18 protein-coding genes are annotated in these 19,146 nt (G+C 43.6%); 10 read left to right on the top strand and 8 right to left on the bottom strand.

Annotated elements, in window-relative coordinates:
• Positions 1-144: 144 nt before the first annotated feature.
• The 6 genes from phoU to EV213_RS02030 form a co-directional block, all read right to left on the bottom strand.
• Entirely contained in the window at positions 145-810 is a 666-nt protein-coding gene (gene phoU, locus EV213_RS02055) for a phosphate signaling complex protein PhoU (protein WP_133578804.1), read from the bottom strand.
• 28 nt (positions 811-838) lie between these two features.
• On the bottom strand, positions 839-1,672 hold the full coding sequence (gene pstB, locus EV213_RS02050) for a phosphate ABC transporter ATP-binding protein PstB (RefSeq protein ID WP_133578803.1): 834 nt from the start codon (positions 1,670-1,672) through the stop codon (positions 839-841).
• A gap of 12 nt (positions 1,673-1,684) precedes the next feature.
• The gene (pstA, locus tag EV213_RS02045) at positions 1,685-2,563 is read right to left on the bottom strand and encodes a phosphate ABC transporter permease PstA (protein WP_133578802.1); all 879 of its coding nucleotides are present in this window, start codon (positions 2,561-2,563) and stop codon (positions 1,685-1,687) included.
• Between the two features lies 1 nt (position 2,564).
• Positions 2,565-3,512, bottom strand: a complete 948-nt coding sequence (gene pstC / locus EV213_RS02040) for a phosphate ABC transporter permease subunit PstC (RefSeq protein ID WP_133578801.1) — start codon at positions 3,510-3,512, stop codon at positions 2,565-2,567.
• 81 nt (positions 3,513-3,593) lie between these two features.
• The gene (locus EV213_RS02035) at positions 3,594-4,619 is read right to left on the bottom strand and encodes a PstS family phosphate ABC transporter substrate-binding protein (protein WP_133578800.1); all 1,026 of its coding nucleotides are present in this window, start codon (positions 4,617-4,619) and stop codon (positions 3,594-3,596) included.
• Between the two features lie 375 nt (positions 4,620-4,994).
• Positions 4,995-6,518: a DUF4127 family protein gene (locus tag EV213_RS02030; protein ID WP_133578799.1), complete on the bottom strand. Its 1,524-nt coding sequence runs from the start codon at positions 6,516-6,518 to the stop codon at positions 4,995-4,997.
• A gap of 354 nt (positions 6,519-6,872) precedes the next feature.
• Between EV213_RS02030 and EV213_RS02025 the strand changes: the two genes are divergently transcribed.
• From EV213_RS02025 to EV213_RS01985, 9 genes are all read left to right on the top strand, one after another.
• Complete coding sequence (locus EV213_RS02025) at positions 6,873-8,189, top strand: ABC transporter substrate-binding protein (RefSeq protein WP_133578798.1); 1,317 nt, start codon at positions 6,873-6,875, stop codon at positions 8,187-8,189.
• A gap of 58 nt (positions 8,190-8,247) precedes the next feature.
• Positions 8,248-9,108 (top strand): carbohydrate ABC transporter permease, encoded by an 861-nt coding sequence (locus EV213_RS02020; RefSeq protein WP_133578797.1) that lies wholly within the window; start codon positions 8,248-8,250, stop codon positions 9,106-9,108.
• A 12-nt stretch (positions 9,109-9,120) separates the two neighbouring features.
• Positions 9,121-9,999 carry a carbohydrate ABC transporter permease gene (locus tag EV213_RS02015; protein WP_133578796.1) on the top strand — a complete coding sequence of 293 codons (879 nt, stop codon included), beginning with the start codon at positions 9,121-9,123 and terminating at the stop codon, positions 9,997-9,999.
• A gap of 539 nt (positions 10,000-10,538) precedes the next feature.
• Positions 10,539-11,432: an N-acetylmuramic acid 6-phosphate etherase gene (murQ, locus tag EV213_RS02010; protein WP_133578795.1), complete on the top strand. Its 894-nt coding sequence runs from the start codon at positions 10,539-10,541 to the stop codon at positions 11,430-11,432.
• A 27-nt stretch (positions 11,433-11,459) separates the two neighbouring features.
• A complete protein-coding gene (locus tag EV213_RS02005) occupies positions 11,460-12,824 on the top strand; it encodes a PTS transporter subunit EIIC (protein ID WP_133578794.1) in 1,365 nt (454 codons plus the stop codon).
• 57 nt (positions 12,825-12,881) lie between these two features.
• Entirely contained in the window at positions 12,882-13,955 is a 1,074-nt protein-coding gene (locus EV213_RS02000; RefSeq protein ID WP_133578793.1) for a MupG family TIM beta-alpha barrel fold protein, read from the top strand.
• 17 nt (positions 13,956-13,972) lie between these two features.
• Entirely contained in the window at positions 13,973-15,373 is a 1,401-nt protein-coding gene (gene glcD, locus EV213_RS01995) for a glycolate oxidase subunit GlcD (RefSeq protein ID WP_133578792.1), read from the top strand.
• On the top strand, positions 15,374-16,702 hold the full coding sequence (locus EV213_RS01990; RefSeq protein ID WP_133578791.1) for a (Fe-S)-binding protein: 1,329 nt from the start codon (positions 15,374-15,376) through the stop codon (positions 16,700-16,702).
• Between the two features lie 187 nt (positions 16,703-16,889).
• Positions 16,890-17,204 carry a hypothetical protein gene (locus EV213_RS01985; RefSeq protein ID WP_133578790.1) on the top strand — a complete coding sequence of 105 codons (315 nt, stop codon included), beginning with the start codon at positions 16,890-16,892 and terminating at the stop codon, positions 17,202-17,204.
• A gap of 67 nt (positions 17,205-17,271) precedes the next feature.
• Here the strand turns inward: EV213_RS01985 and EV213_RS21020 are convergent, their stop codons facing one another.
• Complete coding sequence (locus EV213_RS21020; protein ID WP_243739952.1) at positions 17,272-17,613, bottom strand: hypothetical protein; 342 nt, start codon at positions 17,611-17,613, stop codon at positions 17,272-17,274.
• A gap of 9 nt (positions 17,614-17,622) precedes the next feature.
• On the bottom strand, positions 17,623-17,799 hold the full coding sequence (locus EV213_RS21015) for a nucleoside/nucleotide kinase family protein (protein WP_243739951.1): 177 nt from the start codon (positions 17,797-17,799) through the stop codon (positions 17,623-17,625).
• A 755-nt stretch (positions 17,800-18,554) separates the two neighbouring features.
• Here EV213_RS21015 and EV213_RS01975 point away from each other — a divergent pair.
• Complete coding sequence (locus EV213_RS01975) at positions 18,555-19,112, top strand: hypothetical protein (protein ID WP_133578789.1); 558 nt, start codon at positions 18,555-18,557, stop codon at positions 19,110-19,112.
• Positions 19,113-19,146 lie beyond the last annotated feature (34 nt).

The raw sequence follows: 19,146 nt of genomic DNA, 5'->3' as shown, positions 1-19,146 counted from the left end.
CTCGGCTAACGCAATAAACCGCGCGGCTATGGTGTCAAACTGCTCGGTTAAGCCGAGTAGTGAGAGGGGAGCATCACTAGCTTCGTTAAGATGAAAATGAACAAAAAAAACAGCCGGAACGTTGTCGCTCCGGCTGCCGTATCTTTATGCATTCAAGTCGTACATTTTCCCTTTGACGAGATAAACAACGTTTTCGGCGATGTTGGTTGTATGATCGCCAACGCGTTCAAGGTAACGAGCAATAAATGCAAGCTGTGTGATTTGCTGAATCATCTCAGGACGCTCGGACATGGTATGCATTAGTTCTTTGACGAGTCGTCCATAAAGGTCGTCAACCTCGTCATCTAGCTCGGCCACTTCGCGGGCGAGCACAACGTCTTCCTCATGGAAGGCTTTCAGACTTTGATCGAACATCGTGACAACCTTATTAGCCATTTCAGGAATGTCATTTAAAGGCTTAAAAAGTGTTTCGCGTCCAATAATGACTGTTGATTTAGCAACATTTACCGCCAAATCACCGATGCGTTCGATATCAGAGGAGATTTTTATCGCCGTCATCAATTTACGCAAATCAGTTGCCATAGGCTGTTCTTTTGCAATGAGCCAAATGGCTTTTTCATTTATTTGGTCTTCAAGTCGGTTGATTTTAATATCATAATCAATGACCTGAATAGCACCTTCAACATCCTGCGTTTGCAGAGCAGCTATTGAACGTGTGACTGACTCACGTGCTTTTTCGCCCATCTTCAAGATTAAATCATGCAGTTGATGAAGCTCTTCTTCAAACGATGGTCTCGCGCTTGCGGGCATAGTACCCCTCCTTACTCAATTTGCATGTTTATCCGAATCGACCTGTAATGTAATCCTCTGTACGTTTATCTGCCGGATTTGAAAACAGTTGGTTCGTATTGTCTAATTCAATCAACTCACCGTTTAAGAAAAACGCCGTTTTGTCTGAAATCCGTGCCGCTTGTTGCATGTTGTGCGTCACAATAACAATACTATAAGATTTCTTCAACTCTTGTACAAGTTCCTCCACCTTAAGTGTTGAAATTGGATCAAGTGCAGAAGTCGGCTCATCCATAAGAATGACATCTGGTTCGATCGCAAGACAACGAGCAATACAGATTCGCTGTTGCTGACCACCAGAAAGACCAAAAGCATTTTCCTTTAAACGGTCTTTTACTTCATCCCAGATCGCAGCACCACGTAAACTTTTTTCAACAATCTCATCTAGCATTTTTTTGTTTTTAATGCCGTGAATGCGTGGACCGTAAGCCACATTTTCATAAATAGATTTTGGAAATGGGTTCGGTTTTTGGAAAACCATGCCGACCTTCGTACGCAGACGCTCAACTTCGTATTTTTTGTCTAACGTATTTTCTCCACGGTATTTGATTGAACCGGAGACGCGGACAATCGGGATCAATTCAATCATACGATTAAGTGATTTAATAAAAGTCGATTTTCCGCAACCAGAAGGTCCAATGATGGCAGTAACTTCATTTTCAACGATGTTAAAGTCAACATTTTTCAAGGCTTGGTCGCTGCCATACCAAAGATTAAAGTTTTCTACTTCATACACATTACGCTTGGATGCTGATTGGTTGTTTTCAACCTGCTCAACGTTCGTATTTGTGTTTGTTGTTTTCGGTTTAAGATCGATGCTCATTGCAAACACCCCTTAGTATCGTTTTGAGAATTTATTTCTAATCAATACAGCAATCGAGTTCATGATAAGAAGCATAGCGAGGAGAATAATAATACCGCCAGCAGCGATTTGCTGGAATTCCTCTTGTGGACGAGCCGTCCAGTTGTAAATCTGAATTGGCATTGCGGTGAAGCCGGACCAAACATTTTCTGGGACAAAGGCAATAAATGTGAAGGCACCAATCATGATCAATGGAGCTGTTTCACCAATGGCTCTTGAAAGGGCAAGAATGCTTCCTGTTAAAATCCCAGGAATTGCTGCCGGGAGGACAACACGTCGTATTGTCTGCCATTTCGTTGCTCCTAAGCCGTAAGACGCTTCCTGGACATCGCTTGGCACCGCCCGAATGGATTCCTGTGAGGCGACGATGATGACAGGCAGGATAAGAAGTGCCAGTGTGAGTCCACCAGCCATGATGCTTTGATTCATTTCCATTAGCCGGACAAAGATGGTTAGGCCTAAAAGACCAAACACGATCGAGGGTACCCCAGCTAGGTTTGAAATGTTCGTTTGGATAAAAGATGTAAAACGATTCTTTTTGGCGTACATTTCAAGGTAAAGCGCAGTGGATACGCCTAAAATGACGGAAACAGGTGCTGTAATTAACATGAGCCAAAAGGTTCCGTATAGTGGAGCCTTCATGCCTGCGTCTTCGGGATTACGTGATGCAAATTCAGTAAAGAAGTTCCATGAAATGTGTGGAGCCCCTTGAGAAATGACTCTATAAAACAATACCGCTAAAACAACTAATCCAAACATTGTTGCGGCAAGAAACAAATATTTAGAGACATTGTTTTTTCGTTGCCTGCCATGCATGCGCTGTTCGACGTCGGTTTTATTAATGAGTGACATATCAATAGCTCTCCCTGAATCGTTTTGAAATGTATTGCGCAATCATGTTGATGATGAGTGTAAATATGAATAGTGTAATACCAACCGCATAAATACTGAAATAAATAATGGATCCATACGACGCATCGCCTAGGCTTGCTTGCACAATAAAGGCAGTCATCGTTTGGATGGAATCTGTCGGATCGAATGTTAGTGTTGGTGATGAACCACCTGCGATAGTTACGATCATTGTTTCTCCAATGGCTCTCGAAATAGCCAATACAAATGAAGCAATGACACCGGATAAAGCAGCAGGAAGAACAACCTTTAAAGCCACCTCAAGCCGTGTCGAACCTAAAGCAAGAGCGCCTTCTCTCATAGCGTTAGGGACAGCGCTCATTGCATCCTCTGACAAGGAGGCAACCATTGGAATAATCATGATTCCAACAACAATACCCGGGCTTAACGCGTTGAAGAATGGCAAATCAGGAATAATAGTTTGTAATAAGGGCGTAACAAAAGTTAACGCAAAATATCCGTACACAATCGTAGGGATTCCCGCAAGAACTTCCAATATAGGCTTTATACTACGACGTACAGATTCACTCGCATATTCACTTAAATAAATCGCCGTAGCTAAGCCAAATGGAATGGCAACAAACATTGCGATAACCGCAACCAACAGTGTCCCACTTAATAAAGGAAGGATACCAAATTCAGGATCTGCTTCAAAGAAAGGATACCAGTTTAAATCAGTTATAAATTGCAAGATGCTTACTTCTGAAAAGAAGCTTGATGTTTCTTTTAGGAGTGTAAATATAATACCAACCGTTGTAAGAATGGATATAACAGCAGCCAGCCAGAGAACAACCGGGATGGCTTTTTCAATAAAGTTCCCTAACCAGTTGGACTTGCTTTTTTTACGTTCAATAATTTCTGCAATTGATTCATTCTGATTTGTACGATTCATGTAAAAGTGCCCCTTACATAGAATTACAACAAATGGCGAAGTACACTTCACCATTTGTTGCGGGTTATTAAATGTTCACTTTTATTGTCCAGCGATTTCGTTCGCAGTAGAGATAGCTTCGTCATATACTTCTTGAGGTGAACCTACATATCCAACTTCTTCAGACAATGTACCGGCATTCTCAAGTGCGAACATAACGTACTCATAAACCTGTGGCTTTTCTGCCAATGAAGCGTTATTTACATAGATGAACATAGGACGTGAAAGTGGGTTGTAGTCACCAGAAGCAATCGTGTCTTCATTTGGCTCAACTGCTTCACCAGCTTCGTTCACAATAGGAACGATATTCAGCGTGTCCTGATTTTCAAGGTAGTACGCATATCCAAAGTATGAAACTGCATTTTTGTTTCCAACAACACCTTGGACAAGTGTGTTGTCATTTTCAGAGAGAACAACATCCTTACGGATTTGTTGTTCTTCTAGAATAACTTCATTCCAGTAGTCAAATGTTCCTGAATCTGTTCCAGGGCTATAAAATTGGATTGGTTCAGCTGGCCAGCCTTCACGAACGTCAGCCCATGTAGTAGCGCCACCTTCTTCAAGCCACATGCTTTGCAATTCTTCAACTGTCAATTGGTCGACCCAATCGTTTTCACTATTGACAACAACGGAAATCCCGTCATAAGCAATTTCGAACTCCGTATATTCAATGCCTGCTTCTTCAAGCGCTGCAACTTCTTCTTCACTAATAGGACGTGAAGCATTTGAAATGTCAGTTTCTCCAGCGATGAACTTCTCAAATCCGCCACCAGTACCGGATACTCCAATCGGAGCTTGTACTTCAGGGAATTCCTTTTGAAATTCTTCAGATACAGCTTCCATAATAGGGAATACTGTTGAAGATCCGTCGATGCCAACACTTCCTGATACAGTTCCTTCAGCGTCATCTCCTGCAGCTGAATCTTCACCTTCTGAACCGCCATCGTCTGTCGCATCTTCAGTGTTTGCTCCGTCAGCGTTTGGTGTTCCGCCACTACCGTCACCGTTACCACATGCCGCAAGAATCATAAGGAGAAAAGCTGCGAGCAAAAAAGACATTTTTTTCATTACTTTGTATCCCCCAATTTGTACGTTTTTAATTCCTTACTCAATATAACAACGATTTATTAATCCTTTACGAAGGAAATGTTAAGGTTTTGTAAAGGTCGAAAAAAGACGAAAAAAGAAGGTTGCAATTAGCCTTTACACAGTGCTTATGGATTATTCAAAAGAAAGCGCTGTATTTCTCTGGGTAAAAAGACTGAGTGTTTTGACATGAAGGTAGTAAAAATGGGGTTGAATGGAGAATAAATTATGAATGTAAACACGGGAAGATTTTTTTAGTACGTGAAGATCTTGTATCACTGAGGCTGTATATGCAGCGCAACACCTAGACATACGACGAGCCACCACATGCCTGCGGGGGCTCATTTTTAAGTGCATTTAGGTTAGTTGTATTTCAAGCTCGACTTCAAACATTCTTGTCCACGGCATGGTACATCGGGAAATAGTTAAACCTTCGAGCAATTCTGGGGGGAATTCTCTCGTCACAAACTCTTTTATACGTTCTGTAATCTGTGCTTCAACTGAATGTTGCTCTGCGCTAATGTCGAAATAGGTCGCATCGAGGGTAGGCAGTAGTTCTTGTGTGACCTGCTGACGAACGGTTGCTTGATACCCCCAATCTTCTACTAAGCGATACAGTAAATTGTAGCGAGACTGAAGAGATGGCCCGTAATACGATTGGATAATGAGCTGGGCGATGGCTGTTCCTAATGTATTTCCTGATGTGTTCCACCCCGCATATGAGGCAAGCTCGTGCAGTAGGTTGTTTTTACTTAAGAGTTGCATAAGCAGATGATCACTTCCATTTAAGATGGCTACATCTGCGAGACCGACCGTTTTGCCTTTATCGATAAAGCGTTTCATTGTACGAACGAATTCTCGCTTGTTTATTTCGGACACATACGAGGGGTGCCTTTCGGTAAAATCTTCTGGTCCAGCCATATGAGTTTGCCCAGCACCCGGTGAATGAATCATTAATATGGCATCTGCACTTGCTTCAGAGTCAGTTAAATAGCCATTTGCAGCAGCGATTTGTGCTTTCACGCTTTCATTTAATGAGCGATCTTCCAAGGCAGGAATGATAGATGGGCCTTTTGTAGATGAATATTTTATGTAGATCTCTGGTTCATATTGTTTTTCCTTACAGAAGACATGAGCGAACAACGTGCAGCCGGCTTCATCGGCGCCAGGATAAACGGCAACAATGTCCATAAGGTTTTTCTTCTCTATATGTGTGACAAGTTTGCGCTGTTCCTTTGGCGAAAACCCGTATTGTGCATTGTCATCAAGAGGAATGATGAGAAAATTAATGACTTGATCCGCAGCGTAATCGACCGTTTTTTTGTTCACGGTGGCGTTCATATGACGTCGGTTCGTAAAGTCAGTTAGAACGCTAGCGGGAAGACGCTTCTCAACCGCTGACAATGTTTGCTGCTCGTCGGCAGTAAGCTCATCTGAGGTTTGTTTATCAGTGAGCCAGCCGTAGGTGAAAATGTCACTTCCGGAGGAGGCATAATAGGTAGGCTCTTCATCATCGCTGTTATATGAAGGTGTCCTCATAATGAGATTAAACGCATAGATTTGAAGGGAGGGGTGCTTTTCCTTTAACTCCTTTAAGACATGAAGACGAGATTCACACTCCTCTACCGTGAGCAAATGGAGACGTGAGGGAACAATTCCTCCATAAACGAGCATATCAATTGAAACAATTAAATGATCTGCCTGTGCAGCGGCAGTAAATAACCAGTTTTTCAGTTCGGGAAACGAGGCAGGTTGTTTTTTCTTTCCAAGCAGCTGTTTTTCAGGGAGGAGTAACGTAAAATCTGTCATACCCGCTAGCATTTGTGGGAATTTGTAGTTGCATGGTCGTTCATCAAGCGGGAGATAAGCAATGGTTGTCAAATGAGTTCCCCATTTCTTAATATAAATTCACTACTAGACACATAGTATAGAAGAAATTTAAGTATATAACAATTTGAAATAATCTAATTGATGGTAAGTTTTTCTCTATGTTATCCTTGAAAAGGATATTATCTCCTCGATATATTTAATAAAAGGGCATTTTCTCTATAGTGTGGATTTTTTCTCCTTTTTATTTTTTTGCTAAGGAATAAATATTTACATATCGAAAGTAAAATGATACTGTATACCTAAGTTTTAATGAGAAAATTCTTTTTCTTCAAACGAATGAAGCGCTAGGTTATGTCTTTGTCGGTTCATATCGAATCTTTTCATTAAAAAGGGGAGGTCATAAAGGTGACACGTAAGTCTAATGTTCAAAACATTATGGGGTTCGCATTGCTTATGTTCATTATGTTCCTAACAGGATGTTCATCGGGGGGCTCAGGAACTAGTGATGGAGCTGCTGGTGAACCTACGGAGGATGCAGCACAGGGGGAAACACAAGAAGAGAGAACAATTGAGTTCATGACAATTTCTTTAAGTCCAACGTTCGACGAATACATTAATGGTGTCATCGATGCATTTGAAGCCGAAAATGAAGGTGTGACAGTAGAGTGGAAAGATGCACCTTACGATCAGATTGAACAGCTCGTTATGACAAGTGCTTCGAGTGGTGACTTGCCTGATGTCATTAACTTGAACACATTGTTTCTGAAAAAGCTCGCGGGGCTGGGAGCTTTAGTTAACATGGATGAAGCCGCAGCAGACGTCAAGGATGATTACTTTGAAGGCATTTGGCAATCGGGTGACATTGGTGACGGAAACTTCGCCATCCCTTGGTATGTTTCGACCAGCGGACTGCTTTATAATGAAAAGCTTTTACAGGAAGCTGGCTTTGATACACCGCCATCCACTTTCGAAGAAGCTTGGGAGTATTCAGAGGTCATTTATGAAAAAACGGGCGCGTACGGTATGGTGATAGCTCCTAACTTGCATACACAAATGCCATTACACGGCATTCCAATTGTCTCAGAAGATGGAACAGAAGCGACGATCAATACACCAGAAGCCGTTGAGCTTTGGACGACACTGAAAGAAAAATACGATCAAGGGCTAGTGCATAAAGGAATCTTACTCGATCAAGCAAAAGTGCCAGAGCTTTATGCACAAGAAAAAGTTGCCTTCTGGACGACAGGTCCACAGCTGTTCCGTCAAGTGAATGATTTAGCGCCAGAGGTTTATGAAAATTCGAATTCTGCTCCAGCGCTTGTCGGTGAAGCAGAAGTACAAAATGCATCGATTATGAACTTAGCTGTTCCTAAGCAAAGTGAGCATGTTGACTTGGCGGTAGACTTTGCTGCGTTTATTACAAACAGTGAACATCAATTGGCCTTTTCAGAAGAGGCTAACATTTTACCTTCTGTTAAAGAAGCCGCAGAAGCTGAACATTTCACGCAAGGTGAGGACTCCGACGACCCTGCTGTAAAAGGGAATTTCTTTGCCGCACAACAGCTTGAGCTCGCACAAGACTTTACGATCCCTCATGAAAATGCTGGAGAAATTGCCGAGGTTGTGAATAAAACATTCCAAGGTGTATTGATTAACGATGGAGACCCTAAACAGGCGCTCGCCGATTTAGAGACGCAGATTAATAGTCTGTTACAAGAGTAACGCAGCCGCCAGTTCACCGGCCTTTTCCAAGGTCGGTGGCTTTTTAGGAGGAGATGGAGTGTACAAAACAAGGCATGCTGTATTTTTTTTAATCGTTCCCGTGCTGTTATTTATGGTTTTTATTCTCCTGCCGGCCATTAGTGCCTTTTTTCTTAGCTTTACAAGCTACAACATTTTTGATCCGATTGAATGGGTCTGGTTTGATAATTATAAGGAAGCCTTACAGGACAGTGATTTTTGGAATGCGTTAGGGAACACAGTCCTTTTTTGGGTACTTGCGACACCGACGCTTGTCATTATGCCGATTTTTGTAGCTGTGTTGGCAAATCAGAAAGTACGAGGCATTCGTGTGTTTCGTTTGATCTTTTATTTTCCGGTGCTCGTATCTGTAGTTGTTACAGCAATTTTATGGCGCTGGATGTTTAATCTTGATGGCATTTTGAACTATTTTTTAAGTGTCTTCAACTTGCCGGCCGTTGAATGGTTGACAAGCCCTGAGATGGTCATTCCAAGTATGGCGCTTGTGACGATCTGGTCTGGTTTCGGCTATTATACATTGTTTTACTTGGCGGGTTTGCAAACTGTTCCGAAGGATTTGTATGAAGCTGCAGAGCTTGATGGTGCTGGCTTTTTTAAGAAACATCTTTACATCACAATTCCGATGTTACGGCCGGTCATCTTCTTCGTTTCAGTCATTTCAACAATGGGAGCGTTTAAGGAATTCACCTTAATGCTGACGATGACGAATGGTGGTCCATTGGACGCATCAACGACAGTTGTTCTGCTCGTATTTAAGGAAGCTTTCCAAGGCCTAAATATGGGGTATGCCAGTGCAGTATCATTCCTATTGTTTCTATTTATATTGGTTCTCACGCTGATTAACGAAAAATTTATTGATCGAAACCCAAGTGGGGATTAAGGAGGACATCCAATGGGTCAGCCATCCACGGAAGTAAAGCCATATCTAAAAAAAGAAAAATGGAGCAAACGTAAAATCACCCGTCTTGGTGTGATCTATTTCTTTTTATTGCTGTTGGCGTCGTTTACGATCATTCCTTTTTTATGGACCATTTCGATCTCTCTAAAAGGTGATGGAGATCCGATCTTTTCAATGCCGCCTCAATTCATCCCTGAACACTGGACGCTCAATAATTTTATTGAAGTGTGGAATACGGTACCGATCCCCACGTATTTGCGAAATAGTGTCCTGCTTACCATTTTCGGGGTGTCGTTGCCGTTAATTACATCTGCGCTTGCGGCATTTCCATTGGCGAGAATGAAATTTAAAGGACGGCAGTTTTTGTTTATTCTTATTATCTCAACAATGATGATTCCGTCAGAAGTGACGATGATCCCAATGTACCTTGTAATTAATGAATTGAATTTAATGGGCACATTTGCAGGAGTCATCGTCCCTGGAGCGCTTTCTCCTTTCGGCATCTTCCTCTTACGGCAAGCCTTTTTGAACATCCCGAAGGAAATTGAGGAATCAGCCATCATTGATGGAGCAAACGTCTGGCAAATCTTTTGGCGGATATTACTGCCGATGGTAAAGCCAATGTTAGGAACGCTTTGTATTCTGTTTTTTATAAGTGAATGGAACAGCTTTTTGTGGCCACTTCTGATATTACAGGATGAAAGTATGCATCCTTTGACTGTAGGCCTTTATAAGCTTCAAGGAACCTTTGTCACAAATACGAGGCTGATTGCAGCTGGTGCGATGATTGCTCTAATTCCGGTGATTGCTGTATTTATCGCTTTACAAAGAAGCTTTATAGACGCCGCTTTTTCCAGCTCGATAAAAGGATAGATTATACGAAAACAGGTGAGAGAATCTCCACTTCAAACATACGCAAGGCGTTCATTGTTGGGTAGTACAATTGATAAGGATCAATCATAAAAGGGTGTCGCTGCGATGATAGCGACGCCTTTTTTCGCATGACTAAACTGGTAGAAGCGAGCCCAAAACGGGAGGAAGCGATCCAAAGTAGGGAAAGCGAGCCGAAAAAGACGTGAAGCGAGCCCGAATTGGGGGAAAGTGAGCCCAAAACGGGAGGAAGCGAGCCCTAAAAGACCGGAAGTGAACTGAGGAGAAGTTACGAAAATGGCATGAGATGAAAGCGCTCAATATAGAGTTCTTCGCGGGCTTTCATGTTTTACGAGACGCAGGACAAGAGCCGTCTTATTGCACATTGGTAAAATATTATTTTAATAAACATCCCCAAACAATTGATTTTTTATTTCTTTATCTCGTATACTTAGCGTAGACATTAAGTAAGTCAAAAGTACCTTGCCATCATAGTTTGCTAGATATAAAGCAAAGAAATACACTTAATTGGGGCGAATGCGATGAAACTAGAACACATGCAAACCGAACAACGAAACAACGATACAATGCAACTTGACGCGATGTCTGTACGTGAAGCACTTGAAGCAATGAACAAAGAGGATCAAACCGTTGCTACAGAAGTTCAAAAAACCATTCCTGAAATTGAGGCCCTTGTCGTGAAAGCGATTAAGCGGCTGAAAACGGGGGGGCGGCTGATTTATATGGGCGCAGGGACGAGTGGTCGTCTTGGTGTCCTTGATGCTGCTGAGTGCCCACCAACTTTTGGTGTCCCCCCTGAACGTGTGATCGGGTTGATTGCAGGTGGGGGTTCTGCTTTTACGGAGGCTGTCGAAGGTGCTGAAGACTCGAAACTGTATGGGAAGAAGGATCTTGCTGCCATAGACCTTACCGCCAACGACACGGTAATTGGCATTGCCGCCAGTGGCAGAACGCCTTATGTCATTGGAGGATTGGCGTACGCACGTGAAGTTGGTGCGCTGACAGCAAGTATTTCCTGTAATCATGATGCGCCAATGAGTCAGCATGCCGACATCGCTATCGAGATGAATACGGGGCCTGAGGTGTTGACTGGTTCGACTCGCTTGAAAGCTGGCACGGCACAAAAGCTCATCTTAAATATGATTTCAACAACCATTATGGTTGGACTTGGAAAGGTATTTCAGAATTTAATGGTCGATTTTATGGCAACTAATGAAAAGCTACAAGCTCGCGGTCGACATATTATTGCCCAAGCGACTGGGTTGTCATTAGAAGAAGCTGACGTGTATCATCAAAAAGCGAACGGACAGGTGAAGGTGGCGATCGTGATGATACTCGCGGATGCCTCATATGATGAAGCGGTAACAAGGTTAGAGAGCAGCGATGGAATTGTACGCAAAGCGATAGCTCAATAAAGAGAAGATCGAAGGGGGTAGGTTGTCATGAAAAAGGAACAAGTGCTAGCACGTGAAATTCTTACGCTTGTCGGTGGCGAAGAAAACATCACGAGCCTTAACCATTGCATGACGAGAGTTCGACTTGGCATCAAGGATGATGCAAACGTGGATATTCAAGCTTTAAAAGGAACGACTGGGGTCATGGGTGTGGTCGAGGATACAACATTACAAATTGTCGTCGGACCTGGTACGGTCAACCGTGTTGTCGATGAGATGAGAAAGCTGACGAGCTTACGCGTTGGGGAAGAAGAGACCGATTTTTCGAATCTTGCCAAAGACACGAAAGCCGGAATTAAGAAGAAAAATAGTACGCCATTAAAAAATGGCTTACGACGCGTAGGGAACATCTTTATACCACTTATTCCAGCCTTGATTGCTTCAGGAATTATTAATGGAGTCGCTAATTTCGCTGTAAACGCAGGTGTGGATCGGGAAGAAACATGGATTTCCATTCTGTTGTTTTTTGGAAGCGGTATATTTAGCTTTTTAGGCATTCTTGTCGGGTGGACAACGGCAAAAGAATTTGGCGGTACACCAGCGCTAGGTGCCATTGCCGGTATATTTATTATTAATCCTGCACTTGAAAATATTACGTTGTTTGGAGAAGACCTTACCGCAGGGCGAGGGGGCTTAATTGCCGTCATGCTTGCCGCCTGGCTGATGGTCATTGTAGAACGAAGTTGCCGAAAATTTGTGCCAGTCGCTATTGATATTATTATGACGCCCCTTATTTCTGTGCTTGTTGTCGGGATGGCAACGTTGTTTGTCATCCAGCCTGTAGGGGCTTTCCTGTCGAATGGCATCGTTAGTTTTATCAATGCTGTCTTAGATATTGGTGGTCCAGTGGCAGGAGCGGTTTTAGGTGGGTTTTTCCTCCCGCTCGTTATTGTCGGCCTACACCACGGGCTGACGCCAATCCATGCTCAATTTATTGAAAGTACAGGTGTGACACCTATCTTAACGATTCTCGCGATGGGTGGTGCTGGTCAGGTTGGTGCAGCGATTGCGATTTATATGAAAACGAAAAGTGAGCGATTGCGGTTAACGATTAAAGGTGGTCTGCCTGTTGGTTTCCTAGGTATCGGAGAGCCATTGCTTTACGGGGTGACGCTGCCACTGGGACGTCCATTTATTACCGCTTGTATGGGAGCGGCTGTTGGCGGCGCTTTTCAAGCCATTTTTAACACAGCAGCTCACGGCATCGGGGTATCGGGTTTATCCTTAACGCCGCTCATTGCTGACGGGAAGTATTTGCTTTATTTACTCGCGATAGCGATCGCCTATGCTTCAGGTTTCCTCTTTACGTATTTGTTTGGTTTCAAAGAAGAAATGGCGAAAAATCTGGAGTAGCTTCGGGGCGACCTATGTATAACGAGGTCGCCTTCGCTATTGGAGAGGAGTCAGAAGATGGATGGAATTTCTGTGTTCCAGCAGCATACATCTACTGAAGGTCAGAACGAATGGCTTGATACAGCGATGGCCGCTGGGGCAACCACCGTGTTTACGTCGCTTCATATTCCAGAAGAAGATGCGACACAGCACAAGGCGGCGTTATTAACGCTTGGACAAGAAACAAGGCAGAGAGGGCTACGTCTTGTGGCAGATATTTCGGCAGTGACATTACGAAATCTACCGTTTCTGACAGCGCCAAAGGAGATTTGGCAGCTAGGACTTGATGGTGTACGCATCGATGATGGAATTTCTCCTGTCGTCGTTAGCCAGCTCTCGCAAACCTTTCAAATCCTTCTGAATGCAAGCACGTTAACACAGGAGCTATTGTTTGCATGTGAGAAGCATGGGCTTGAACGCACGAAAGTGGAGGCGTGGCACAATTATTATCCACGACCAAACACTGGTGTTGGCATGGAATGGCTTTACGACCGCAATCAATGGATTCAATCATTAGGCATAAAAACGGCTGCGTTTGTTGCGGGGGATGCTGAAAGACGAGGGCCGTTGTATGATGGTCTGCCAACCGTTGAACGGCAACGCCATATGTCTCCGTATACGGCAGCACTGCAATTGAAGCGAAAGGGACTGGTCGATTACGTTCTCCTTGGTGACCCTGCTTGGTCTATGGATATGCAGAACATGTGGCAAATCTCCAAAGACGAAAAATGTATATGTCTCCGGTACCGGCAAGTCCTATTGGACGCGGCACATCAAAACGTACTTCAGCTACCGCATACGACGAGACTGGATCCATCGGAAGACGTCGTTCGGTCGGCAGTGGCGAGACGAGTGGCGGTGGAACAAAAGCTAGAGATTGCTCCGTTGTCCACAAAACCACGAAGACGTGGCACGATAACGATTGACAATAGCACGTATGGCCGCTATCAAGGGGAGCTCCAGCTCGTAAAACGGCCATTGCCTATAGATCAGCGTGTCAATGTTGTAGGAGAGATTGTGGAAGAGGATTTACCCATCATGGAATTGATGCGGCCAGGAGAATCATTCCGTCTTCTTCCTGTTCAAGGATAAAACGAAAGGGCGATTGGATGGAACAAGCGATAGCTTATTTTACAGAGATTTTAGGGTCTGCACATGTTCGTGTGTCGCATGCAGACAGGCTCGTGTATTCCTATGATGGGACACCAGGTTATCAAGCACTGCCAGATTGTATTGTCGTGCCAGGATCGACGGAGGACGTTTCTGCCATAGTGACGTACTGTCATAATCACTATATTCCGATTGTGCCTAGAGGCTCAGGGACAAATTTAAGCGCAGGCACATGCCCAACTCAAGGTGGCGTAGTGGTTTTATTTACACGTATGAACCAAATTCTTGAGGTGGATACGCAAAATTTAACAATGACCGTACAGCCGGGTGTCGTGACGAAAGACATTCACAATGCGGCTGAGGTGAACGGTCTTTTTTATCCACCAGACCCATCCTCGCAAGCGATTTCAACGATTGGTGGAAACATTAATGAGAATTCCGGTGGATTACGCGGACTTAAGTACGGAGTAACGAAGGATTACGTGCTTGGGCTTCAGGTTGTGCTTCCAAATGGTCATGTTTTGGCGACTGGGGGGAAGCTGACAAAGGATGTCGCTGGATACGACGTAACGAAGCTCATCGTAGGCTCTGAGGGAACATTGGGAATTGTCACAGAGGCCACACTAAAGCTTGTCCCACGCCAAGAGGCAAAGAGCACATTGTTGGCAAGCTTTCGTTCCATCGAGGAGGCAGCGAAGACGGTTTCTCTTATTATTGAACAGGCCATCATTCCGGCAACACTTGAATTTATGGACAAAGGGACAATTGCTGCGGTCGAGGACTTTGTCAATGTCGGATTGCCTCTTGAAGCAGCCGCTGTGCTACTCATTGAGCAGGACGGAAAGCAAGAGGTTGTGCAAGAAGACATGAAGAAGGTGGAGAGCATTTGCCGACACTCAGGAGCAGTGAATGTGACAATGGCTGCCTCAGAAACAGAAGCAGAAGAATTACGCCGCGCACGCAGAGCAGCATTATCTGCCCTCGCCAGACTTGCGCCGACGACGATCCTTGAGGATGCGACTGTGCCGAGAGCCAACGTCGCCGATATGGTGAATGCTATTGAGCAGATTGCTAGAAAACATGACGTTCGCATTTGCACGTTTGGTCATGCAGGTGATGGGAATCTCCATCCAACTTGTGTCACGGATGCGAGGAATACTGCCGAAATGGAACGTGTGGAAGCCGCCTTTGAGGAGATTTTTGCCGCCGCCATCGACTTGGGTGGCACGATTACGGGTGAGCATGGGGTAGGGGAGATGAAGGCCCCATACCTTGCTTGGAAAGTAGGCGAGACAGGTATCGAGGTGATGAAGGCAATCAAAGCAGCCTTTGACCCTCGCAACATTATGAATCCTGGAAAGCTGTTCGCGAAAGAGCAGCGAAAGCGAGTGACGTTATAAATGAAAAACTCCACGGATATTCAGCAAGCATTTCATGAACGTTTAGACGAAGGTGAATTAATGAACTGTATGCGGTGTGGCTTTTGTTTGCCCGCATGCCCGACTTACATTCACACCGGGGGAAATGAACTTCACTCACCTCGTGGACGGATTGCAATGATGAAGGCGGTTCATGATGGTGAGATGGCTCCAACAGAAGAAATGAAAGCATCGCTCGATCTTTGCCTTGGCTGTCGGGCTTGTGAGCCAGCTTGTCCAGCGGGTGTGACATATGGTCACTTACTTGAGGAGTCACGCGCCATTTTTGCTGAGCATGAAGAGAAGAGCCCTGTTCATAAGCTTGTGTTTGGAGATTTATTTCCTAAGCCAAAGCGAATGAAGCAAGCCATTGGTGCAGTTCGTCTTTATCAAAAATCAGGTCTGCAAAAAGTGACGCGAACGATTGGGTTTTTATCGCTATTTCCAAAAGGTATGAAAGAGCTTGAGGAGACATTGCCAGAAGTAATACCGAAAAAAGAGCGTGTACATCGTGCTGTGTATCATGCCGTTGGCGAGAAGAAAGCGACCGTCGCCTTTTTTACGGGCTGTTTGATGGACACCCTTTTTCATCCAACAAACAAAGCGACAATTGGTTTATTGCAGTTGGCAGGTTGTGAGGTTGTCGTTCCTGCAGAGCAAGCCTGTTGTGGAGCACTTCACGGGCATGCTGGGGAAAAAGCAAAGGGCATCGAGATGGCAAAACACAATATCACTGCCTTTGAAGCGTCTGAGGCAGATCATATTGTGTTAAACGCCGGCGGGTGTGGGGCTTTTTTACAGGAATACGATACGTTGTTGGTGAAAGAAGAAGGGGATTGGCCAGAGCGGGCCAAGCGTTTCGCTCAAAAAATCCAAGACTTCTCAAGCGTTCTCTTCACGCTCGGATTTATCGAATCTATTCCACTAAAGCTCGAAGAAAAAACGATCACCTTTCAGGATTCCTGCCATCTTCGAAACGGGCAACACGTGTTCAAAGAGCCCCGTGCACTCCTTCAGGCGATCCAAGGTACGCATTACGTTGAGATGGCGAATGCCGACAGTTGTTGTGGTTCAGCGGGGGTATACAATATGCTGCAGCCTGAAATGGCAGGCGAGATATTGAAGGAAAAAATGAATAAGGTCAACGATACGCAAGCAGATGTTATTGTCACGGCGAACCCAGGGTGCTTGCTGCAAATGAAAGCTGGCTGCAATCAGCATAGTGATACTCTTACGACAGAAGCCATGCATCTTGCCGATCTCCTCTGGGAGAGTGTCGGTCAAGAACAGCGACAGAACGTCATGAATTAGTTTAAACAGGAGGTAGGTCATTGGGACACCTCCTTTTTTTGAAGTAATTTCCTGGGTTTGATATCAGTATGGACGCATAAGATCGCTCATCTTTTATAAAAAATTTGTAAAGTGAAACCGATCCGGCATTCATTTCGTATATACTATAGAGGTACATGATCTATTGAACGGAAGGAGTCACATGGCGATGTCCAAGTATCGAATCCTTAAGCTAATCAGTGGCGCATACGAAGCATTGTTAGGCATCCCTATTCTAGGCGGCCTAATAGTGATTAGCTTTTTGTATGTCCCCCTGTTTATTGCTTTGATTTTGCATATTGTTACACTGATCGTGTCAAGAAAAAATGGAGGGCCAACCGCAGGAAGCTTATTCGGCATTCTGACTTCATGTCTGGCCTGGATTCCTTTTTTAGGCATGGCTATGCACATGATTAGTGCGCTTGTGCTACTCATGGAAGCTGTAAAAGAAAAACCAATGAAAACCTATCACTACGTCGATTAGACCTCTCTGAAAAGGGTGGTTTTTTTCATTGATGTAAGGAGACTCAACGAAACGAAAAATACATGACTCAATCAGCCAACAAGTAGTGTCTGTTGTCCATAATTTCTGTTATAACGAGGTGAATCGCATCAATTTTTTGCTGACTCGTATTTAATAAGTGTTTATTGTTCACACCAGCTTCTTTAAATTCTTCGATTAAGATCAAACATCGTTCCCCCATTTGATATTCAGGTAATCTCAATGAATCTCTTTTTAACAGCGTTTCAGGATCGGTCCACAACACGACATAAACGACGTGACAGGGGAGCACTTTAAGGTTATCTTTGAGCCAATACGCCTCATCTGGAAAAGTGACATAATCAATGACGACATCAATGTCATTCAGAATGAAATTTTTTGTTAGGCTCAAAATATTATTCTAAATAAGAGTGACTTCAGATTCACTTTCCCAAGGCTTTTGTTGACCGCTAACATGCATATCGTGAACGGCATCCCCCGAAATATAAGCACTAGATTCTAACGCCTTCACCAAGGCACTTGAAGTGGTTGATTTTCCTACGCCCGCAGGTCCTGAAACGATATAAACTGTCCTCATGAATAATCTCCTTTCGTGCTCTACAACTGCGAAACAATGTGTAGGAGTGCATGTAATTAAATCAACTTTCTCACCTTTTATTTGGCAGACACGCCTTAGATATTACTGGGTAAAGCTACAATCTAATGTTGTAGTTGCTTTTTATACAAGCTGCCATTCGCTCGCTTTCACCCTACGGGTACAAGTGCAACATCGATTCGAAAGGACCTCATCGTGTTTTCTATGTCGCAGGAGTCTTGCTAGTGGCATCTTTTCATGATGGCCTCATGTTATGATGTGACTTGAATAAAAACGCAGAAACAAACATTAGCGTAGTCAACATACGTAGACTCCTGCGGGAACAGCGCGAGCTGAAGATCCCGCAGGAAAGCAAGATTCCGAGGAAGCTGAAGCCGTGCCCGCGGAAAGCGAAGTATTTTGACGAAGCGGTCGTGACTTAAGCTGTAGAAGTCCAGTTCGTTATAATAAACGATCTTTTAAAGAAGCAGGATTGTGAATATTAGCATCTCTCTATTTACACATGTTTTCAAAATGTCAATAGATCTATATTCCCTTGCTTCAACTCAGACACAGTCAACCTGAAAAGTGCTTTTTGCTCTGCGAAAGTTGAGTAATTAAGAAATGTGTCTTAAGAGTAAAGCAAAAAATGGTATTATTTTGTTTAAGATACTTACACTCATTGTTGCTTTAACGACGCAAACGTGACCAAAGGCTGCAATGTAAGAAGTGATCACTTTTTAATAAGGATGTTTAACATGCGAAGAGTCATTTATATACTTATATTAGTTCCATTCATTATATCTTGCGGAAAAGAAACAGCCAATTATAAATTATCGGTTGCTGAGCAAAGAGAGAAAGTAGAATCTAAGTCGCCAGCTCTTTACTTAAAAGACAGTACACCGTTTAATCTAAATTTAAGTGCAAAACTTACACCTGACCAAAACCAAGTCGAATTCAGTATCGTGTTAGAAGATATTGAAATAATAATGGAAGACGTCGTTATGGCTGGCTACTTTACAGAAACAGGATTGGATTTTTTTATGGAAGAAATATACTTTCTAAATTTAACTAACATACCTGCTGTTAATAGTGGTATGAGAGGTACATACGGACCAGGAAAAAAAAGAGGGTTGATAAACAGTAGAGATTTTACTTTGAAAAGATCGACCCCATTGAACAAAGATCATTTCCTAGAAGTTCTAAAAGACATTCGAATCTTAGTAATTTGGAAGGATGATTCTCAGACAGTGAACGAAAGAATCTTTGTATTGCCCCCTTCCCAGATACACATAGGAGACAAAATAATTAAATGAGTTGTTTTATTCCATGGATTAAAGTTGCAGGGGG

The sequence above is a fragment of the Aureibacillus halotolerans genome (genome assembly GCF_004363045.1).
In the GTDB taxonomy this organism is placed as follows: domain Bacteria; phylum Bacillota; class Bacilli; order Bacillales; family DSM-28697; genus Aureibacillus; species Aureibacillus halotolerans.
This window is presented reverse-complemented; position numbering and strand designations above follow the sequence as displayed.